Annotated in this window: 10 protein-coding genes and 1 pseudogene; 2 read left to right on the forward strand and 9 right to left on the reverse strand. The window is 75.0% G+C overall.

Features of this window, described 5'->3' with window-relative positions:
- Positions 1–111: 111 nt before the first annotated feature.
- The 5 genes from nudC to ACFWUQ_RS27410 form a co-directional block, all read right to left on the reverse strand.
- Positions 112–1062 carry an NAD(+) diphosphatase gene (gene nudC, locus ACFWUQ_RS27390; protein ID WP_384543283.1) on the reverse strand — a complete coding sequence of 317 codons (951 nt, stop codon included), beginning with the start codon at positions 1060–1062 and terminating at the stop codon, positions 112–114.
- A gap of 49 nt (positions 1063–1111) precedes the next feature.
- The gene (locus tag ACFWUQ_RS27395; protein WP_384543260.1) at positions 1112–2530 is read right to left on the reverse strand and encodes a dipeptidase; all 1419 of its coding nucleotides are present in this window, start codon (positions 2528–2530) and stop codon (positions 1112–1114) included.
- Positions 2531–2540: 10 nt separating this feature from the next.
- Positions 2541–6134, reverse strand: a complete 3594-nt coding sequence (locus tag ACFWUQ_RS27400; protein WP_384543262.1) for a UvrD-helicase domain-containing protein — start codon at positions 6132–6134, stop codon at positions 2541–2543.
- A gap of 130 nt (positions 6135–6264) precedes the next feature.
- Positions 6265–9867 carry a UvrD-helicase domain-containing protein gene (locus ACFWUQ_RS27405; protein ID WP_384543265.1) on the reverse strand — a complete coding sequence of 1201 codons (3603 nt, stop codon included), beginning with the start codon at positions 9865–9867 and terminating at the stop codon, positions 6265–6267.
- A gap of 225 nt (positions 9868–10092) precedes the next feature.
- Positions 10093–10440: an MGMT family protein gene (locus ACFWUQ_RS27410; RefSeq protein ID WP_384543268.1), complete on the reverse strand. Its 348-nt coding sequence runs from the start codon at positions 10438–10440 to the stop codon at positions 10093–10095.
- Positions 10441–10559: 119 nt separating this feature from the next.
- Between ACFWUQ_RS27410 and ACFWUQ_RS27415 the strand changes: the two genes are divergently transcribed.
- Together ACFWUQ_RS27415 and ACFWUQ_RS27420 are read left to right on the forward strand one after the other, a co-directional pair.
- Complete coding sequence (locus ACFWUQ_RS27415; protein WP_384543270.1) at positions 10560–13394, forward strand: YbhN family protein; 2835 nt, start codon at positions 10560–10562, stop codon at positions 13392–13394.
- 100 nt (positions 13395–13494) lie between these two features.
- Positions 13495–15093: an alpha/beta hydrolase gene (locus ACFWUQ_RS27420; RefSeq protein ID WP_384543273.1), complete on the forward strand. Its 1599-nt coding sequence runs from the start codon at positions 13495–13497 to the stop codon at positions 15091–15093.
- A gap of 22 nt (positions 15094–15115) precedes the next feature.
- Here the strand turns inward: ACFWUQ_RS27420 and moeZ are convergent, their stop codons facing one another.
- From moeZ to ACFWUQ_RS27440, 4 genes and pseudogenes are all read right to left on the reverse strand, one after another.
- Positions 15116–16294 (reverse strand): adenylyltransferase/sulfurtransferase MoeZ, encoded by a 1179-nt coding sequence (moeZ, locus tag ACFWUQ_RS27425; RefSeq protein WP_384543276.1) that lies wholly within the window; start codon positions 16292–16294, stop codon positions 15116–15118.
- A gap of 85 nt (positions 16295–16379) precedes the next feature.
- On the reverse strand, positions 16380–17135 hold the full coding sequence (locus ACFWUQ_RS27430; protein ID WP_384543278.1) for a spherulation-specific family 4 protein: 756 nt from the start codon (positions 17133–17135) through the stop codon (positions 16380–16382).
- Positions 17123–18130 carry an NAD-dependent epimerase/dehydratase gene (locus tag ACFWUQ_RS27435; RefSeq protein WP_384543280.1) on the reverse strand — a complete coding sequence of 336 codons (1008 nt, stop codon included), beginning with the start codon at positions 18128–18130 and terminating at the stop codon, positions 17123–17125. Before ACFWUQ_RS27435 ends, ACFWUQ_RS27430 begins: the two co-directional genes overlap by 13 nt.
- 85 nt (positions 18131–18215) lie before the next feature.
- Positions 18216–18530, reverse strand: a pseudogene (locus ACFWUQ_RS27440) (hypothetical protein); the annotation flags it as partial.

Genomic DNA, 18530 nt, shown 5'->3' on the forward strand with positions numbered 1-18530 from the left:
GATGCGTGGCGTTCGCCGACAGGGCGTCGAGCCAGGCCGTCACGGCCGGCCGCGTGGCGGGCATCCGGGCCGGCAGCCCGGCCGTCGTCCGCTCGCGACGGGGGGCCGTTCCTAGACCAGCGGTCGGGGCAGGGGCTCGCCGTACCAGAGCTCGACCAGCCGGGCCGCGATCGAGATGCCCGCCGGGGGGAGCACCTCGCCCGACTCGATCGCCGCGCGCAGGTCCTCGCGGGAGAACCAGCGGGCCTCCTGGATCTCCTCGCCGTCCACCGTGATCTCGGAGCTGGTGGCACGGGCTGTGAAGCCCAGCATCAGGCTGTACGGGAACGGCCACGGCTGGCTGGCCACGTACTCGACCTCGCCGACCCTGACTCCGGCTTCCTCCCACACCTCGCGGATGACGGACTGCTCGATCGACTCGCCCGGCTCCACGAAGCCGGCGAGGGTGGAGAACCGCCCCTCCGGCCAGTGCACCTGGCGGCCGAGCAGCGCACGGTCCTGCTCGTCCGTGACCAGCATGATCACGGCCGGGTCGGTGCGCGGGTAGTGCTCGGCGCCGCAGCCGGGGCAGCGGCGGATGTGCCCGGCGGCCGCGACCACCGTGCGCTCGCCGCAGCGGGAGCAGAAGCGGTGCATCCGCTGCCAGTTCTCCAGGGCCACGGCGTGCACCATCAGACCGGCGTCGCGCGGGGACAGCAGCATCCCGGCCTCGCGCAGGCCGGCCGCGCGGGCCGACTGGTCCATCCGCCCCGGCAGCGAGTCCTTCTGCAGGGCGAAGTACCGCACGCCGTCCTCGTCGGTGCCCAGGAAGTAGCGGTGCGTCTCGGTGACGGGGGCCTCGAAGGCCGGCGTCGTCACGATGCCCGTGCCCCCGTCGGGGGTGTCGTCGACCAGGACCTGTCCGCCGGAGACCACGAAGACGCGGGTCGTCGGGTGGCTCCAGGCGGCGGCGAGCCACGCCTCGTCGAGGCGGTGGTGCGCGGCACGGTCGATTCCGCTGGGTGCGGCGAGCGAGAGCGGGCGCTCGGTATGGGTGCTCACAGGTACTTCCAACTCCCCCATCGGGTGGGACACGGCGGGCTCGGCAGGGCGGGTGCGTCGGGCGGGTGCGTCAGGCGGGTGCGGGGGCGGCTTCGCGGTGGGAGGCGGCCAGGTCGCTCCAGAGGTAGGCGGTCGTCTCGACGCCTTTGAGGAGCAGGTCCAGCTCGACCTTCTCGTTCGGCGCGTGCCAGCCGTCGGAGGGCACGGAGATGCCGAGGAAGAGGACGGGCGCGTCCAGCACGTCCTGGAGGTCCGCCGCCGGTCCGGAGCCGCCCTCGCGGGTGAAGAGGATCTTCTGGCCGAAGGCGCGGCCCATCGCCCGGACCACGGACCGCAGCGCCGGGTGGTCCAGCGGGGTGAGGCAGGGCCGGGTCGGGGCGCCGAAGGTGACGGCGTGGCGGATCCCGGCCGGGATCCGCGCCGCGACCCAGTCCCTGACGGCCGCCTCGACCTCGTACGGGTCCTGCCCGGACACCAGCCGGAACGACAGCTTGAGGTGCGCGGAGGCGGGCACGATGGTTTTGCCGCCGGGCCCCTGGTAGCCGCCGCCGATGCCGTTGACCTCGGCGGTCGGGCGGGCCCAGACCCGCTCCAGCGTGGAATAGCCGGCCTCGCCGGAGGCCGCGTGGGACTTGGCCGTGCGCAGCCACTCGGACTCGTCGAAGGGCAGCTCGGCGATGAGGGCGCGCTCGGCTTCGGTGAGTTCGACGACGCCGTCGTAGAAGCCGGGTACGGTGACCCGCCCGTCGTCGTCGTGCAGGGCCGCGACCAGCCGGGCGGCTGCGGTGGCCGGATTGGGCACGGCCCCGCCGAAGGCGCCGGAGTGGATGTCCTGGTCGGGCCCGTGGAGGTCGATCTCGCAGTCGGCGACGCCGCGCATGCCGGTGCACACGGTGGGGGTGGTCTCGGACCACATGCCGGTGTCGGAGACGATCACGACGTCGGCGGCGAGTTCGCCGGCGCGGGCCTCGACGAGGTCGCGGAAGTGGATGGAGCCGGACTCCTCCTCGCCCTCGACGAGCAGCTTGAGGTGCACGGCGGGGGCCGCGGCGCCGGTGGCCGCCAGGTGCGCCCGTACGCCGAGGGTGTGGAAGAACACCTGCCCCTTGTCGTCGGCGGCGCCGCGCCCGTACATCCGGCCGTCCTTGACGACCGGCTCGAACGGGTCGGTGTGCCAGCCGTCGGCGAGGGCGGCGGGCTGCACGTCGTGGTGCCCGTACACCAGCACGGTCGGGGCGTCGGGGTCCTCGCTCGGCCAGTGGGCGAAGACGGCGGGGGCGCCGGGGGTCTCCCAGACCTCGGCGACGGGGAAGCCGGTCTCCTTGAGCTTCGCGGCGAGCCATTCGGCGCTGCGGCGTACGTCGCCCGCGTGCTCGGGCTGCGCCGAGACGGAGGGGATGCGCAGCCACTCGGCGAGGTCGTCGAGGAAGGCGGCGCGGTGGGTCTCGATGTACGTGCGGACGACGCTGTCCGGCTGGCTGTCGCTCATGCACCCGAGCCTATCCGGCCGTCCGGCCGTCACTGTCCGTGCCCGTTCGGCCTTGGAGGATCCGCTCAAGGCGAGCCCGGTCGGGGAGGTCGCGGGGGCGCACCACGCGGCCGCTGCGCACGTGCAGGAAGGCGGCCGAGACCCGGTCGAGGGGGGTGCCGGTGGCTTCCGCCCAGGCGAGGCGGTACACGGCGAGCTGGAGCGGATCGGCCTCGGTGGTGCGGCCGGTCTTCCAGTCGACGATCTCGTACGAGCCGTCGGGGGCGCGGTACACGGCGTCGATCCGGCCCCGTACGACGCGGCCGGCCAGGGTGATCTGGACGGGGGCCTCCATCCGGTACGGGGTGCGGTCGGCGTACTCGCTCCGCTCGAAGGCCGCCTTGAGGGAGGCGAGGTCCGCCTCGTCGGCGATGTCCTGGTCGGAACCGGAGCCGGGGAGTTCGGTGGCGGGGTCGAGGACGTCCAGCAGCGGCAGCGGCAGCTCGTCGAAGCGGGACTCGACCCAGGCGTGGAAGCGGGTGCCCTGGCGGGCGGCCGGCTGGGGGGGCTTGGGCATGGGGCGGGCGAGGTCGCGGGCGAAGGCCTGCTCGTCGGCGGCGAGCCGCAGGAGCTGGCTGGCGGAGAGGGCGGACGGCAGCTCCACGTCCCGGACGGCGGCGCGGGCGCGGCGGAGCTCGCCCTCCAGGGCGTCGAGGTCGCGGTCCCAGGAGGCGACGGCCCGTGCCTCCTCGGGGGTGAGCGGGGGGTCCGGCGCCGGCCGGGGCGCGGACGCGCCGGCCTCCGGCCCCGGGTCGTCGTGGCCGGCCGGGGCGGGGCCCGAGGACGGGGCCGCGGACCCGGGCGCCGACCCGGGCGCGGCCCCGGGCGCGGACGGGAGCGCGGACCCGGGCGCCGACCCGGGCGCGGACCACGTCTCCGCCTCGGGCCACAGGTCGTCGTCGGCCGGGCCCGAGCCCGGCGGCGGGGTCGCCGGCCCGGCCCACGCCTCGGCCTCCGGCCACAGGTCCTCGTACGGGGGCGGAGGCGGTTCCTCGGCGGGGGACGGGTCCTCGCAGTCCGGGGGCCACAGGTACGGCTCGGGGTCCGCGGCCGGCGGCGGGGTCGCGAGGTAGGACTCCACCAGGGCGGCCGCCGTGCGGCGCAGGGCGAGGGAGGAGGGGTCCAGGGGCAGCGGCCAGGAGTGGTCCGGGGCGGACTCCGAGGACAGGGCGGGGTTCTCGGCGCAGGCGTCCGGCTCGGCCGCCCAGGCCTCGATCTCGCCGAACCCGGCCGCGCAGTGCTCGTACAGGGCGGTCAGGAACGCGGACGGCCCCCGGCGCTTCTTCTGGGTCGGGCCCCACCAGTGGCCGGATGCCAGGAGCAGGGAGCGCGGGCGCGTGAAGGTCACATAGCCGAGGCGGAGCTCCTCCACGGCCTTGTGCTCCGTCAGGGCCGCCTTGAAGCCCTTCATGCCCGCCGCGGTCCAGGCCGGGTCCGCCGGCAGGGTCGGGGCGTCGCCGCGCAGCGCGTACGGGAGCACCTTCGCGTAGGAGGTCCAGGCCTCGGGCGCCTTCTCCTTGGGGAAGGCCCCGGCGCACAGGTCCGGGACGACCACCACGTCCCACTCCAGGCCCTTGGACTTGTGGGCGGTCAGGACCTTGACGGTGTTCTCCCCGCCGGGAAGCGCGTGGTCGAGGCCCTTCTCGTACTGGGCGGCCGTGCGCAGGAAGGCCAGGAACGCCAGCAGCGAGGCCTCCCCGTCCAGCGCGGCGAATCCCGCGGCCACGTCCATGAAGTTGGACAGCGTCTCGCGCCGGCGGGCCGCCAGCGCGTGCGGGGAGGCGGACAGCTCCACCTCCAGGCCGGTCGCGCTCAGCACCCGGTGCAGGACGTCCATCAGCGGGTCCGCCAGCGAGCGCCGCAGGTCGCGCAGCTCCTGGGCGAGGTGCGCGAAGCGGACCCGGGCCTCCGCCGAGAAGGGCAGGTCGTCGGGGGCCTGCCCGGCGCCGTCCAGGAACGTCTCCAGGGCGTCGGCCAGGGACACGATCTCCGCCGGGTCCACGCCTTCCACGGCGGCCGCCAGACGTTCGTCGTCGTCCGCCGCGCCGGCCGGCGCGCGGCCGATCAACAGCCGGGCCCGGCGCCCCAGCAGGGCCAGGTCCCGGGCGCCGATCCGCCAGCGCGGGCCGATCAGCAGCCGGACGAGGGCGGCGTTCGCCCCCGGGTCCTGGAGGACCTCGCAGACGGCGACGAGGTCGGCGACCTCCGGGAGGTGCAGCAGCCCGGACAGGCCCACGACCTCCACCGGCACGTCGCGGGCCACCAGCACGGCCTGGATGCGCGCGAAGTCGGCGGCGGAGCGGCACAGTACGGCGATCTCCCCGGGTTCGGTGCCGGTGCGGACCAGGTGGGCGACGGAGTCCGCGAGCCACTCCAGCTCCTCCGCGTGCGTCGGCAGCAGCGCGCACCGGACGAAGCCGTCGCGCTCCGCTCCCGGGGCCGGACGCAGCGCCTCCACCCCCTCGTGCATGGCGCGCAGCGGCGCGGCGAGCCCGTTCGCGAGGTCGAGGAGGCGGCCGCCGCTGCGCCGGTTCTCGCTGAGCGAGAGCCGGGTCGCGGGGGTGCCGTCGGCATGCGGGAAGTGCTCGGGGAAGTCGTCGAGGTTGGCCACGGAGGCACCCCGCCAGCCGTAGATCGCCTGGCACGGGTCTCCCACGGCGGTCACCGCGTGCCCGCTGCCGGCGCCGAAGAGCCCGGACAGCAGCAGCCGCTGCGCGACGGAGGTGTCCTGGTACTCGTCGAGCAGCACCACCCGGAACTCCTCGCGCAGCAGCGCCCCGACCTCGGGCCGGGTGGTGGCGAGCCGCGCGGAGAGGGCTATCTGGTCGCTGAAGTCGAAGAGGTCGCGGGAGCGCTTGGCGGCGCGGTAGCGGCTGACGAGCTCCAGCAGTTCGAGGCGGCCGCGCACGGCCTCCGGGACCTTGCGCAGGTCCTCGTTGCTGAGCCTGGCGTCGGCGAGGGCGCCCAGCAGCTCGGTGTCGTACTGCCGCAGGTGCGCCGGTTCGACCAGGTGCTCGGAGAGCTCCGCGTCGAGCGCGAGCAGGTCGCTGACCAGGGCCGGGACGGACTTGGTCAGCGACGGGTAGGGGCCGGGGGCCTCGCGCAGCACCTTCGCGGCGAGCTGGAAGCGGGTGGCGTCGGCGAGCAGCCGGGAGCTCGGTTCCAGCCCGATGCGCAGGCCGTGGTCCTTGAGCAGCTGCCCGGCGAAGGCGTGGTACGTGGAGATGCGCGGCTCGCCGCCGGCATCGCCCGGCCCCGCCGGCGAGGGGTCCGGATCGGTGATGCCGGCCCGCGCGAGGGCCTTGCGTACGCGCTCGGACAGCTCACCGGCGGCCTTGTTGGTGAACGTCAGGCCGAGGACCTGCTCGGGCGCGACCGCGCCCGTGCCCACGAGCCAGACGACCCGGGCGGCCATGACCGTGGTCTTGCCGGAGCCGGCGCCCGCGACGACGACCTGCGGGGCGGGCGGGGCGGTGACGCAGGCCATCTGCTCGGGCGTGAAGGGGATACCGAGGAGCTCTTTGAGCTGCTCGGGGTCGGTGAGGAGGGACGGGCGCGCGGACACGTGAAAAGGCTAGCCGCCCCCGCTGACACTCCCGCCCGCCCCGGAGGCGGCAGGGGCCCCGGAGACGGGCGGGCGCAGCCGATCCGGAGACGGGCAGTCTTCGCGGAGGGCGGCCGGGCGGGCGCCGCGCTCACTCCACCGTCTGGCGGCCCTCGGGGCGGGCGCTGCACGCGCTGCGGAAGGCGCAGTGGTCGCAGTGCCGGCCGGCGGCGGGCGCGAACCGCTCGTCCAGGACCCGCCCGGCGGCTGTGGCGAGCAGGTCCCCGACCCACTCCCCGTCGATCGGCTGCTGGGCCTGCACCTTGGGCACGGCGTCGCCGCCGTCGCGCTGCGCGGCGCCCTGGCGGAGCTGGACGAGCTCGGCCCCGCCGGGGGCGGGCCGCAGCCCGTCGAAGACCTCGTCCACGGCACCCTCGCGCACGGCGAGCTGGTAGACGGCGAGCTGCGGGTGGCGGGCGACCTCGTCCTTCGTCGGCGCGGCCTTGCCGGTCTTGAAGTCGACCACGTACGCACGCCCCTGCGGGTCCGCCTCGACCCGGTCCATGGACCCCCGGATCCGTACGGCGTACTCGCCCGCCTCCAGGGTGACGTCGAACTCGTGCTCCGTGGCCACCGCCGCCCGGCCGCCGCGGTCGGTGGTGTGCCAGCGCAGGAAGCGCTCCAGGGCGGCGCGGGCGTTCTCCTTCTCCTGGACGGACTTCCAGGGCGCGTCGAAGGCCAGGGCGTCCCACACCGAGTCGAGGCGTTCCATCAGGACGGCCAGGTCGGCGGGGGTGCGGCCGGAGGCGACCTCGTCGGCGAGGACGTGGACGACGTTGCCGAAGCCCTGGGCGGCGGTGGAGGGGGTGTCGGCCTTGACCTCGCGGCCCAGGAACCACTGGAGGGAGCAGGTGTTCGCGAGCTGGTCCAGGGCGCTGCCGGAGAGGGCCAGGGGCCGGTCCCGGTCGCGGAGCGGGACGCTGCTGCGGGTCGGCTCGTACAGGCCCCACCAGCGCTGCGGGTGGGCTGCGGGCACCAGCGGCCGGTCCTCGTCGTCGGTGAGCGCGGCAAGGCGGGCGAGGCGGCGGGCGGCCGCGTCGCGCAGCGCGGGGGTGGCGTCGGGGTCGACGGTGGTGGCGCGGAGCTCGGCGACGAGCGCCGGTACGGCGAGGGGGCGGCGGGGGCGGCCGGTGACATCGCGCGGGGGCACGCCGAGCTCGGTGAGGAAGCGGGAGGGCTGGTCGCCGTCCTCGGCGGGGGCCTTGACGGCGGTGACGACGAGGCGGTCGCGGGCGCGGGTGGCGGCGACGTAGAAGAGGCGACGCTCCTCGGCGAGCAGGGCGCCGGGGGTGAGGGGCTCGGCGAGGCCGTCGCGGCCGATGCGGTCGGCCTCCAGGAGGGAGCCCCGGCGGCGGAGGTCGGGCCAGAGCCCGTCCTGCACCCCGGCGACGACCACCAGGGACCACTCCAGCCCCTTGGAGCGGTGGGCGGTCATCAGGCGCACGGCGTCGGAGCGGACGACCCTGCCGGTGAGGGTGTCGGCGGCGATGTCCTCGGCCTCCAGCTGCTCCAGGAAGTTGAGGGCTCCGCTGCCGCCGGTACGGTCCTCCGCGCGGGCGGCGGTGTCGAAGAGGGTGCAGACGGCGTCGAGGTCGCGGTCGGCGTTGCGGCCGGCGGCGCCGCCCCGGCGGGCGTTGCGCTCCAGCCGCTGCGGCCAGGGGGTGCCGTCCCAGAGGGTCCACAGGGCCTCTTCGGCGGTGCCGCCGCCCTGGAGCAGCTCGCGGGTCTTGCGCAGGAGCAGGCCGAGGCGCTGCGCGCCGCGGGCGTGGGCGGGGTCGTGGGCGGTGAGCCGCTCGGGCTCGGCGAGGGCGCGGGCGAGCAGGACGTCGGAGGGCGCGGGCACCTTGACGCCCGCCGCGCGCTCCTCGTCCCGCAGGGCCCGGCCGAGCCGCCGCAGGTCGGCGGCGTCCATCCCGCCGAGGGGCGAGGCGAGCAGCGTGAGCGCGTCCTCGACGGTGACGCCTCCGGCGGGGTCGTCGGCGCTCCCGGGCCCGCGGTCGCCCCCGGCGGGCGGCTCGGCGTCGGACGCCGGGGCCGGGTCGGACTCGGCGGGCCCGGATCCCGCCGCCGCTCCGGCCCCCGCGGGGGGCTCGGTATCGGCCGCCGGGCCGTCGCCCCGGACGGCCGGCTCGGCATCCGCTGCCGGGACCGGGTCGGACTCGGCGGGCCCGGATCCCGCTGCCGCTCCGGCCCCCGCGGGGGGCTCGGCATCGGCCGCCGGGCCGCCGTCACCCTCGACGGGCGGCTCGGCGTCGGACGCCGGGGCCGGGTCGCGGTCGCCATCGGCCGGGGCGGGTGCGGCCTTCGGGTCGTGGGCGCCACCGGCGGGGGCCGCCGGGGCGGTTGCGGCCGCCGGGGCCGCCGCGATGCGCAGGGCGGTCAGGAGGGGGGACACGGCCGGTTCGTGGCGGAGGGGGACGTCCGTGCCGTCCGTCTCCACCGGGACCCCCGCCGTGATCAGGGCGCGCCGCATCGCCGGGAGGGTGCGGCCCGCGGAGCGGACCAGGACCGCCATGTCCCGCCACGGCACGCCGTCCTCCAGGTGGGCCCGGCGCAGGATGTCGGCGATGTTGTCCAGTTCCGCGCCCGCCGTCGGATACGTGAACACCTCCACCCGGCCCCCCTCCCGCACCGGCCGCAGCGCACGGTGCGCCCGGACCGCCGCCGCCGGCAGCCGCGGTACCGGCATGCGCGTCGTGAGCAGGCGGGTGGCGGCCAGCAGCGCCGCTCCGGAACGGCGGCCCTCCGTCAGGGCCAGCACCGAGGCGCCGGGGAAGGAGGACCCGAAGTCCAGGACGTTGTTGATGTCGGCGCCGCGGAAGGCGTAGATCGACTGGTCGGGGTCGCCGAAGGCGGCGAGCGTGCCGCCCGGCCCGGCCAGCGCCCGCAGCAGCCGCAGCTGCGAGGCGTCCGTGTCCTGGTACTCGTCCACGAAGATCGCGTCGTAGGAGGAGGCGAGGGACGGCGTGCGCTCCGCGAGGAGCACGGCGCGGTGGAGGAGTTCGGCGTAGTCCAGGGTGCCCTGCATGTCCAGGACGTCCAGGTACTCGGCGAGGAAGGCGGCCGCCGCCTTCCAGTCGGGCCGCCCTATGCGGTCGGCGAAGTCGGACAGCGCGCCGGGCCCCAGGCCGAGCTCGCGGGCGCGGGCCAGCACCGCCCGTACCTCGTCCGCGAAACCGCGCGTGGTGAGCGCGGCCCGCAGGTCCTCGGGCCAGCGGATGGAGCGGATCCGGCGCTGGCCCTCCAGCAGGGTGCGGACCATCACGTCCTGCTCCGGACCGGACAGCAAACGCAGCGGGTCGGCGAAGAGTTCGGTGTCCTGATGGGCGCGGACCAGGCCGTAGCAGAAGGAGTGGAAGGTGGTGGCCTGCGGGGCGCGCGCGCCGCCCAGGCGCAGTGCGGCCCGGTCGCGGAGTTCCACGGCGGCCTTGCGGCCGAAGGTCAGGACGAGGATCCGCTCGGGGTCGGCCCCCGCCTCCACCCGGGCGGCGACGGCCTCGACCAGGGTGGTGGTCTTGCCCGTGCCCGGTCCGGCCAGGACCAGCAGCGGTCCGCCGGGGTGGTCAACCACCGCCCGCTGCGCTGCGTCCAGCACAGGGGGATCCACCCGTTCCGGCCCGGTGCGCACGAGGCGGTACGCGTCGGGGGTCCGCGTACGCCGGCGTCCGGCGCGGTCGGAGGAAGAGGTGATCACGTGAGGTGCCGGTCCTGGTGGGTCTGCGGTGGCTGTTGCGGTGTCTGCGGGCGGTACGGGGGCTCCCGCGGCGGTCCCGGCAGGAGCCGGGCTCCGGTCCCGGGCCCGGGCCGAAGGGGCCACGCTACGGCAACCGCGGGTCCCCGCGCAGTCCGGTCCGGTCCCCCGTACGGGCCTTCGCCCGAGGGCTCGACCGCCCGTTCAGGCCGCGCATGGTCGAAGCTGTCAGGTGTGAGACTCGTCGCGCCCGTCCTGCGGTCCGGAGCCGTCCCAGCGCGCCCGGCGCATGTCCAGCCGGGGGTCGCCGGCGGCCGTCAGGCGCAGCGGGGTGGACTCGGCCCGGTAGTGCTCCAGGGCGCGCCGCTCGTGGCCGGGCAGCGGTATGCCGTCCGTCCGAACCACGCGCCACCAGGGCACGGCTCCTCCGTAGAGGGCCATGACACGCCCGACTTGACGCGGCCCGCCCTCCCCCAGCCACTCGGCGACGTCGCCGTACGTCATCACCCGGCCGGGCGGAATCCGCTCGGCGACCTCCAGCACGCGCTCCGCGTAGGCGGGCAGTTCCTCGCTCATTCGGGACATGGTGCAGTACGCCGGACGGCCGCGGGCGGAAGCCCAGGTTCCACACCGGCGCGCACCCTGCTGCCCCCTGGGACCGCCCGGCCGTGCCACCATCTTCCGGGCGGTGACTGGTGATACGTGATCAAGAAGAGACGGAAGTGACGACGAAGGAGCAGGGTGTGAGCCCTCCGGACGGCGGGGCGACGGACGACGGGGCGGCCGACGGCCGCACGCGCCCGGACGACCGCACGCAGCCGGACGGCGGCACGCGCCCCGACGACCCCGCGACACCCGCCGACCCCGCCGCGCCCCCCGGCGGCCCCGGGCCCGGCATCCGCCCCGGCCCCGGACCCGACGCCACCGAGGGCCCGCACGGCCACACCCCCACCGCCGCCGACCGGGTCGAGGTGGACGAGCCGCTGCTCGCCGCTCGCGTGCACCGCCCGTCCGACCTCGTACGCCTCCTCGGCGGCGTCCTCGGTATCGCCGTCGTCCTCGGCATCGCCGCCTTCGCCCACGGCACCACCGTCGGCCTGGAGGAGGACATCAACAAGGGCACGGGCGCGGCCCCGGTCCTGCTCATCGAGGTCGCCGCCCTGGTGTCCAGCATCGCCGTGCTGCTGCTGCCCGTCGCCTTCGCCATAGAGCGGCTGATCAAACGCGACGGACTGCGCATCGCCGACGGCGTGCTCGCCGCCGTCCTCGCCCACGGCGTGACCCTCGCCACCGACCTGTGGGTCTCCCAGGCCGCACCCGGCACCATCCAGGAGGCCCTGACCCGCCCCGCCGGGGCCGGCGGGTCCCTCACCGACCCGGTGCACGGCTACCTCGCGCCCGTGATCGCGTACATGACGGCCGTGGGCATGACCCGCAGACCCCGGTGGCGCGTGGCGCTCTGGGTGGTGCTGCTGCTCGACGCCTTCACCATGCTGGTCGGCGGCTACACCACGCCCTTCTCGATCGTCCTGACCGTCCTGATCGGCTGGAGCGTCGCCTACGCCACCCTGTACGCCGTCGGCTCGCCCAACGTGCGTCCGACCGGCCACACCCTGCTCGCGGGGCTGCGCCGGGTCGGCTTCCAGCCCGTCAGCGCGATGCGCGCGGACGCTCCCGACGGACCCGAGGCCACCGAGGTCAGCGACCGGGGCCGCCGCTACCACGTCACCCTGGAGGACGGCCCGCCGCTCGACGTCACCGTCGTCGACCGCGAGCAGCAGGCCCAGGGCTTCTTCTACCGCGTCTGGCGCCGGCTCACCCTGCGCGGCATCACCACCCGGCGCAGTCTGCAGTCGCTGCGCCAGGCGCTGGAGCAGGAGGCGCTGCTCGCCTACGCCGCCATCGCGGCCGGGGCCAACGCGCCCAAGCTGATCGCCACCTCCGAGCTCGGCCCGGACGCCGTGATGCTCGTGTACGAGCACCTGGGCGGCCGCACCCTGGACTCCCTGGCCGACGAGGAGATCACCGACGGGCTCAGCCGCAACGCCTGGGAACAGGTACGGGCCCTGCAGTCGCGGCGGATCGCGCACCGCCGGCTCACCGGCGACGCCCTGGTGGTGGATCGTTTTGGCACGGTGATCCTGACCGACCTGCGGGGCGGCGAGATCGCGGCCGGCGACCTGGTGCTCCGGATGGACATCGCGCAGCTGCTCACCACCCTCGGCCTGCGGGTCGGCGCGGAGCGGTCGGTGGCCTCGGCGGTGTCGGTGCTCGGGCCGGACACGGTGGCGGACTGCCTGCCCCTGCTCCAGCCGATCGCGCTGAGCCGCTCCACGCGGGCGACCCTGCGCCGGCTGGCCCGGGAGCGGGCGGACCGCCAGCGGGAGGCCGTACTGGAGTCCTCGCGGGCGGCGAAGGCGGCGCGCGAGGCGGATTCCGCCGGGCCGGGGACCACCGCGTCGCAGGCGGCCGACCGGAAGGCCGAGAAGCGGGCGCTGGACGACGCGCTGGACGGGGCCCGCGAGGAGGACCTGCTGAGCCAGATCCGCCAGCAGGTGCTGCTGATTCGCCCGCAGGCACCGGTGGAGCCGGCCCGGCTGGAGCGGATCCGTCCGCGCACCCTGGTGTCGTTCATCGCGGGTGCGTTCGGTGCGTACTTCCTGCTCACCCAGCTCGCGCACGTGGACTTCGCGACCATCGTCACCCAGGCCCAGTGGGGTTGGGTCGGAGCGGCTCTGGCCTTCTCGGCGCTCAGCTACTTCGCCGCCGCGATGAGCCTGCTGGGCTTCGTGCCGGAGCGCGTGTCGTTCCTGCGGACCGTGGTGGCGCAGGTGGCCGGGTCCTTCGTGAAGCTGGTGGCGCCCGCGGCGGTCGGCGGTGTCGCGCTGAACACGCGGTTCCTCCAGCGCGCGGGGGTCCGCCCCGGCCTCGCGGTCGCGAGTGTCGGCGCCTCCCAGCTGTTCGGCCTGGCCAGCCATATCCTGCTGCTGCTGTCCTTCGGCTACCTGACCGGGACCGAGAAGACCCCGCAGATGACACCGTCCCGGACGGTCATCGCGGGTCTGCTGACGGTGGCCGTGCTGGTGCTGGTGGTGACGGCGGTGCCCTTCATGCGCAAGTTCGTGGTCACCCGCGTGCGGGCGCTCTTCGCGGGCGTGGTGCCGCGCATGCTGGACGTGCTGCAGCGGCCGCAGAAACTGGTGACGGGGATCGGCGGCATGCTGCTGCTGACCGGCTGCTTCGTGATGTGCCTGGACGCGTCGATCCGGGCCTTCGGCGGCGGCGAGGCCATCAGCTACGCGAGCATCGCCGTGGTGTTCCTCGCCGGGAACGCGCTGGGGTCGGCGGCGCCGACCCCGGGCGGCATGGGCGCGGTGGAGACCACGCTGACGCTCGGCCTGATCGCGGCAGGGCTGGAGAAGGAGGTCGCCATCTCGGCGGTACTCCTGTTCCGCCTGATGACGTTCTGGCTCCCCGTCCTCCCGGGGTGGATCTCCTTCAACTTCCTGACCCGCAAGGAAGCGATCTAGCATCCCGGTCCGGGCGCTCCCGTCCGGTGCCCGGCCGGGCGGGACCCCCGGATGGGTCAGCGCGGGGGCGGGCCCGGGCGGGCGGCCCGAGGATGGGGGCATGCCGACAAACGCCTGGCGGGCCACCGCCGCCACCGCACTCGCCGCCGCCCTGCTGAGCACCGGCGCCTGCTCAGACGGCGGCGACCCGAAGAAGACGACGGCCGACGGCGGCAAGGACCCCAAACCCCTCGCGTGGGGCGAGTGCTCGGCCCCGACCGCCGCGCAGGGCGGCGGCCAGGTCCCGCCCAAGGACTGGCAGTGCGCGACCCTCGACGTCCCCCTCGACTACGCGGAGCCCGAGGGCGAGACCGTCCCGATCGCCCTCATCCGCGCGAAGGCCCGGGACCAGGGGAACCGCATCGGCTCCCTCGTCTTCAACTTCGGCGGCCCCGGCGCCTCCGGCATCACGGCCCTGACGGGCACCGCCCAGCAGTTCGAGGCCCTGCGCTCGAAGTACGACCTGGTCGGCTTCGACCCGCGCGGGGTGGGCGCCAGCGCCCCCGTCCGCTGCGAGGACGACAAGCAGCTGGACACGTACTACGCCCAGGACTCCTCCCCGGACACCCCCCAGAAGGAAGCCGCCTTCCTCGACACCAACAAGGCCTACCAGCAGGCCTGCCGGGCGAAGTCCGGCAAGCTCCTCCCGCACGTCGGCACCCCCGACGCCGCCCGCGACCTGGACCGCATCCGCCAGGCCCTCGGCGACGACAAGCTGCACTACATCGGCTTCTCGTACGGGACCGAGCTCGGCGGGGTCTACGCCCACCTCTTCCCCAAGAACGTCGGCCGGGCCGTCTTCGACGCCGTGGTGGACCCGACCAAGACTCCCGAGGAGAGCGCCCTGGGGCAGGCCAAGGGCTTCCAGCTGGCCCTCGACAACTTCGCCCAGGACTGCGTGGACCGGGGCGACGCCTGCCGGCTCCGGGGCAGCACCGCCAAGGAGGTCGAGGCGACCGTCATCGAGCTGCAGAAGTCCCTGGCCGCCAAGCCCATCGCGGGCATCGGCGACCGGAAGTTGACGGAGTCCGCCGCGACCAGCGGCATCGCCTCCGCCCTGTACTCCAAGGAAACCTGGCCGCTGCTGGAGCAGGGGATCGACGAGGCGGAGGGCGGCCAGGGGCAGCTGCTGCTCAGGCTCTCCGACGCGCTCAACGGCCGCGACCCCGGCGGCCGGTACAGCAACATCGGCGCCGCGAACACGGCCATCAACTGCGCCGATTCCAAGCAGCGCTACACCCTGGAGCAGACCAAGGCCAAGCTGCCGGCCTTCCGCGCGGCCTCGCCCGTCTTCGGGGACTTCCTCGGCTGGGCGATGCTGAGCTGCAGCGACTGGCCGGTGGCCGGCGCCTCGGACACCCCGGACGTGTCCGCCCCGGGATCCGCGCCCATCCTCGTCATCGGCAACACCGGCGACCCGGCCACCCCCTACGAGGGCGCCCGCAACATGGTGGAGCGCCTGGGGCCCGGTGTCGGGGTCGAGCTCACGTACAAGGGCGAGGGGCACGGCGCCTACACCACCGGCGACCGCTGCGTCCAGGACGCCGTGAACACGTACCTGCTGGAGGGGAAGGCGCCCGCCGCGAACACCGTGTGCACCGCTCCGGCGGACCCGTCCGGCGGGCACGACGAAGAGGCCGTACCCCCCACCGCGGTGTGAGGTACGGCCCCTTCGGGGACCGCTAGTAGATCGGCTTGCCGGGTTCGATCTGGTGGACCCAGCCGATCACGCCGCCGCCGACGTGGACCGCGTCCGCGAAGCCCGCGGACTTCAGGACCGCGAGGACCTCCGCACTGCGGACACCCGTCTTGCAGTGCAGGACGATGCGCTTGTCCTGCGGCAGGTCCTGCAGGGCGGTGCCCATCAGGAACTCGCCCTTGGGGATCAGCTTCGCGCCGGGGATCGAGACGATCTCGTACTCGTTGACCTCGCGGACGTCGATGATCTCGATGGCCTCGTCGCTGTCGATCCACTCCTTGAGCTGCTTGGGAGTGATCGTCGACCCGAGCGCGGCCTCCTGGGCCTCCTCCGACACGACGCCGCAGAAGGCCTCGTAGTCGATGAGCTCGGTGACGGTCGCGTTCGGACCGCAGACCGCGCAGTCGGGGTCCTTGCGGACCTTGACCTGGCGGTACTGCATCTCCAGGGCGTCGTAGATCATCAGACGGCCGACGAGCGGCTCGCCGACGCCGGTGAGGACCTTGATCGCCTCGGTGACCTGGATGGACCCGATGGACGCGCACAGCACGCCCAGGACGCCGCCCTCGGCGCAGCTCGGGACCATGCCCGGCGGGGGCGGCTCCGGGTAGAGGCAGCGGTAGCACGGGCCGTGCTCGGACCAGAAGACCGAGGCCTGGCCGTCGAAGCGGTAGATCGAGCCCCACACGTACGGCTTGTTCAGCAGGACGCAGGCGTCGTTGACCAGGTAGCGCGTGGCGAAGTTGTCCGTGCCGTCGACGATGAGGTCGTACTGGCTGAAGATCTCCATCACGTTCTCGGCTTCGAGCCGCTCTTCGTGGAGGACCACGTTCACGTACGGGTTGATGCCCAGCACGCTGTCGCGGGCCGACTCGGCCTTGGACCGGCCGATGTCCGCCTGGCTGTGGATGATCTGGCGCTGCAGGTTGGACTCGTCCACCTCGTCGAACTCGACGATGCCCAGCGTGCCGACGCCGGCCGCGGCCAGGTACATGAGAGCGGGCGAGCCGAGGCCGCCGGCACCCACGGCGAGCACCTTGGCGTTCTTGAGGCGCTTCTGGCCGTCCATCCCGACGTCCGGGATGATCAGGTGCCGCGAATACCGGCGGACCTCGTCAACGGTGAGCTCAGCTGCTGGCTCGACCAGCGGTGGCAGCGACACGGGCACTCCGAGGATGGGGAGCATCCCCGCGGGAGCAGGGAGCAGTCTGATGATTGTTCTCCCCGTAACACTGCCACGGCCTACTTCATTCCGAGACACCTGTTCCGATCCGCGAGACGATTTCGTCCCAGTACCCGGGCATCGACGCCCAGGGGTCGCCGCCCCGCACACCGAGCCGGTCCGTCAACCAGATGGTTCCCGCGCCCTGCCAGCGGGCGATCCGGGTCGCCTCCTCCAGGTGGGTCCGCGGCACCCCGTGGACGAGGTGGCAGAAGCGTTCGGCCGGGTGGTCCGCGGTCCACTCCGCCACCTGCGACCAGCGGTAGTCGGCCCAGGTCCCGGAGAAGGTGACCAGCTGGTCGGCGGCCTCCAGGTACCCCTCGTGCGGATGGGTGCCGTGCCCGAGCACGATCCGCAGCCCGTCCCCCAGGCCGCGGAGGGTGTCCGTCACCCGGCGCACGTGCGCCAGCTCCGTCCGGTCGGCCGGGGCGGCGGCGAGGTAGAAGCCGCCGACCCCGTACCAGTCCCGGTAGCGGTGGGCGTCGGACACGAGCTCCCCGAAGGACCGCCCGCCGTCCCGCATGGCGAGATGGCCCAGGACGGTGCCGCCGGCGGCGCGCAGCTTGGCCGCCGCCTCGGTGCAGTGCGGGTCCGGCCGTCCGCCCGGTCCGTCCGCGACGTTGAGCACCGCCCAGTGCAGCGGGGTGCCGGGGCGGGTCAGCTCGGCCCATTCGACGGGGGCGAGCAGCGGGTGCGCGTAGCCGGGGATGCCGAGACCGAGGCGGCCGGCCTCGGTCCCGGCCGCCGTCGCGGTGCCCGGTGGGGTGGTCAGATGCGGCACGCCGCCTCCATCCAGATGTCCGCGAGGGATTCCTCCAGGTTGATCCGCGGGCGCCAGCCGAGCCGGTCGCGGGCGGTGCGCACGTCGGCCTGCTGCCAGGCGCCGCAGCCGTCGGGGTACGGGTACGCCTGCGGCGCGGAGCCGGCGAGCTGCTCGGCCGTGGCCTCGGAGCGGGGTGACCCGATGGCGGCGAGCCCGGCGGGGCGGCCGGGGTGCGCGTGCGCCTGGGGCCCTCCGTGCGGGACGTCCAGCTCGTGCAGGGCGCCTCCGTACCCGGCGACCCGGGCCAGCACGGCGGCCGCGTCGCGCAGCCGCACCGCGCGACCGGTGCCGATGTTGACGACGCCCTGGGCGGCCGACAGGGAGGCGGCGTGCACGGCCCTGGCCACGTCCCGTACGTCCACGAAGTCCCGCTGGACACCGAGCCCGCTGAGCTTGAGCTCCCCGTCCCCGGCCTGCATCGCGCGGCGCATGGCCTCGGCGAGGCGGCCGAGCGGGGACCCGGCGGGCGTGCCGGGGCCCACGGGCGAGAAGACGCGCAGCACGACGGCGTCCAGCCCGGAGCCCAGGACCAGTTCGGTGGCGGCCAGTTTGCTGACGCCGTACGGTCCGCCAGGTCTCGGCACGGCGTCCTCGGCCGTGGACGATCCTGGCTGGCTCGGTCCGTACTCGGCGGCGCATCCGAGCTGGACCAGCCGGGCCCCGCACCCGCTGCGGCGCAGCGATTCGCAGATGGTGGCGACGGCGACGGTGTTGTGCCGCGTCAGCTCCCGGGCTCCGCCGCGGGTGGCGCCGGCGCAGTTGATGACGACGCCGGGGTGGACGGCGTCCAGGAAGCGGGTGAGCGCGCCCGGGCTGCCGGTGGCGAGGTCGAAGCGGACGTCCGCGTCGTCGCCGCGGCCGAGTGCGGTGAGCTGGACGGCGGGGTCGGCGAGCAGCCGGTCGGCGACGTAGCGGCCGAGGTATCCGTTGGCTCCGATCAGCAGCACCCTCATCGCGTGGCCCCTTGGTTGGTTGGCTGGCCGGTCATGTCCTTGTTCTCCTTGCGTGTGGGCGGGTGGGGGCGGTGCGGGCGGAACGTCAGGGCCGCGCGTGCGCGGAGGCCCGGGCCAGCGCGCGGACGGCGTGTACGAGGAGTCCCGCGCAGGCGGCGGGAACCGCCACCGGTACGGGCACCAGCGCGAGCACGAGGGCGGCGGCGACGGGCCCGCGGTGGGCGCCGTGCCGCAGCAGCAGCCGGGTCAGGAAGAGCAGTACGGCCAGCGGTACGGCCACCGCGAGCGGGGTGCCGGCGAGCGCGGCGGCCCCGGCGGCGGCGGCCGTGAACAGGGCGACGGCGGCGAGGAGCAGCGGGCGCGCCCGGGCCGCGAAGTCCTCCAGGGCCCGGCTCCCGGC

It is taken from the genome of Streptomyces sp. NPDC058662 (genome assembly GCF_042716255.1).
Lineage (GTDB): Bacteria > Actinomycetota > Actinomycetes > Streptomycetales > Streptomycetaceae > Streptomyces.

Bases quoted from the DNA above. Each gene is read 5' to 3' on its own strand.
- ACFWUQ_RS27420 (WP_384543273.1), top strand. From the start codon at position 13,495: ATGCCGACAAACGCCTGGCGGGCCACCGCCGCCACCGCACTCGCCGCC.
- nudC (WP_384543283.1), bottom strand. From the start codon at position 1,062: ATGGGGGAGTTGGAAGTACCTGTGAGCACCCATACCGAGCGCCCGCTC.
- ACFWUQ_RS27410 (WP_384543268.1), bottom strand. From the start codon at position 10,440: ATGAGCGAGGAACTGCCCGCCTACGCGGAGCGCGTGCTGGAGGTCGCC.
- ACFWUQ_RS27435 (WP_384543280.1), bottom strand. From the start codon at position 18,130: ATGAGGGTGCTGCTGATCGGAGCCAACGGATACCTCGGCCGCTACGTC.
- ACFWUQ_RS27395 (WP_384543260.1), bottom strand. From the start codon at position 2,530: ATGAGCGACAGCCAGCCGGACAGCGTCGTCCGCACGTACATCGAGACC.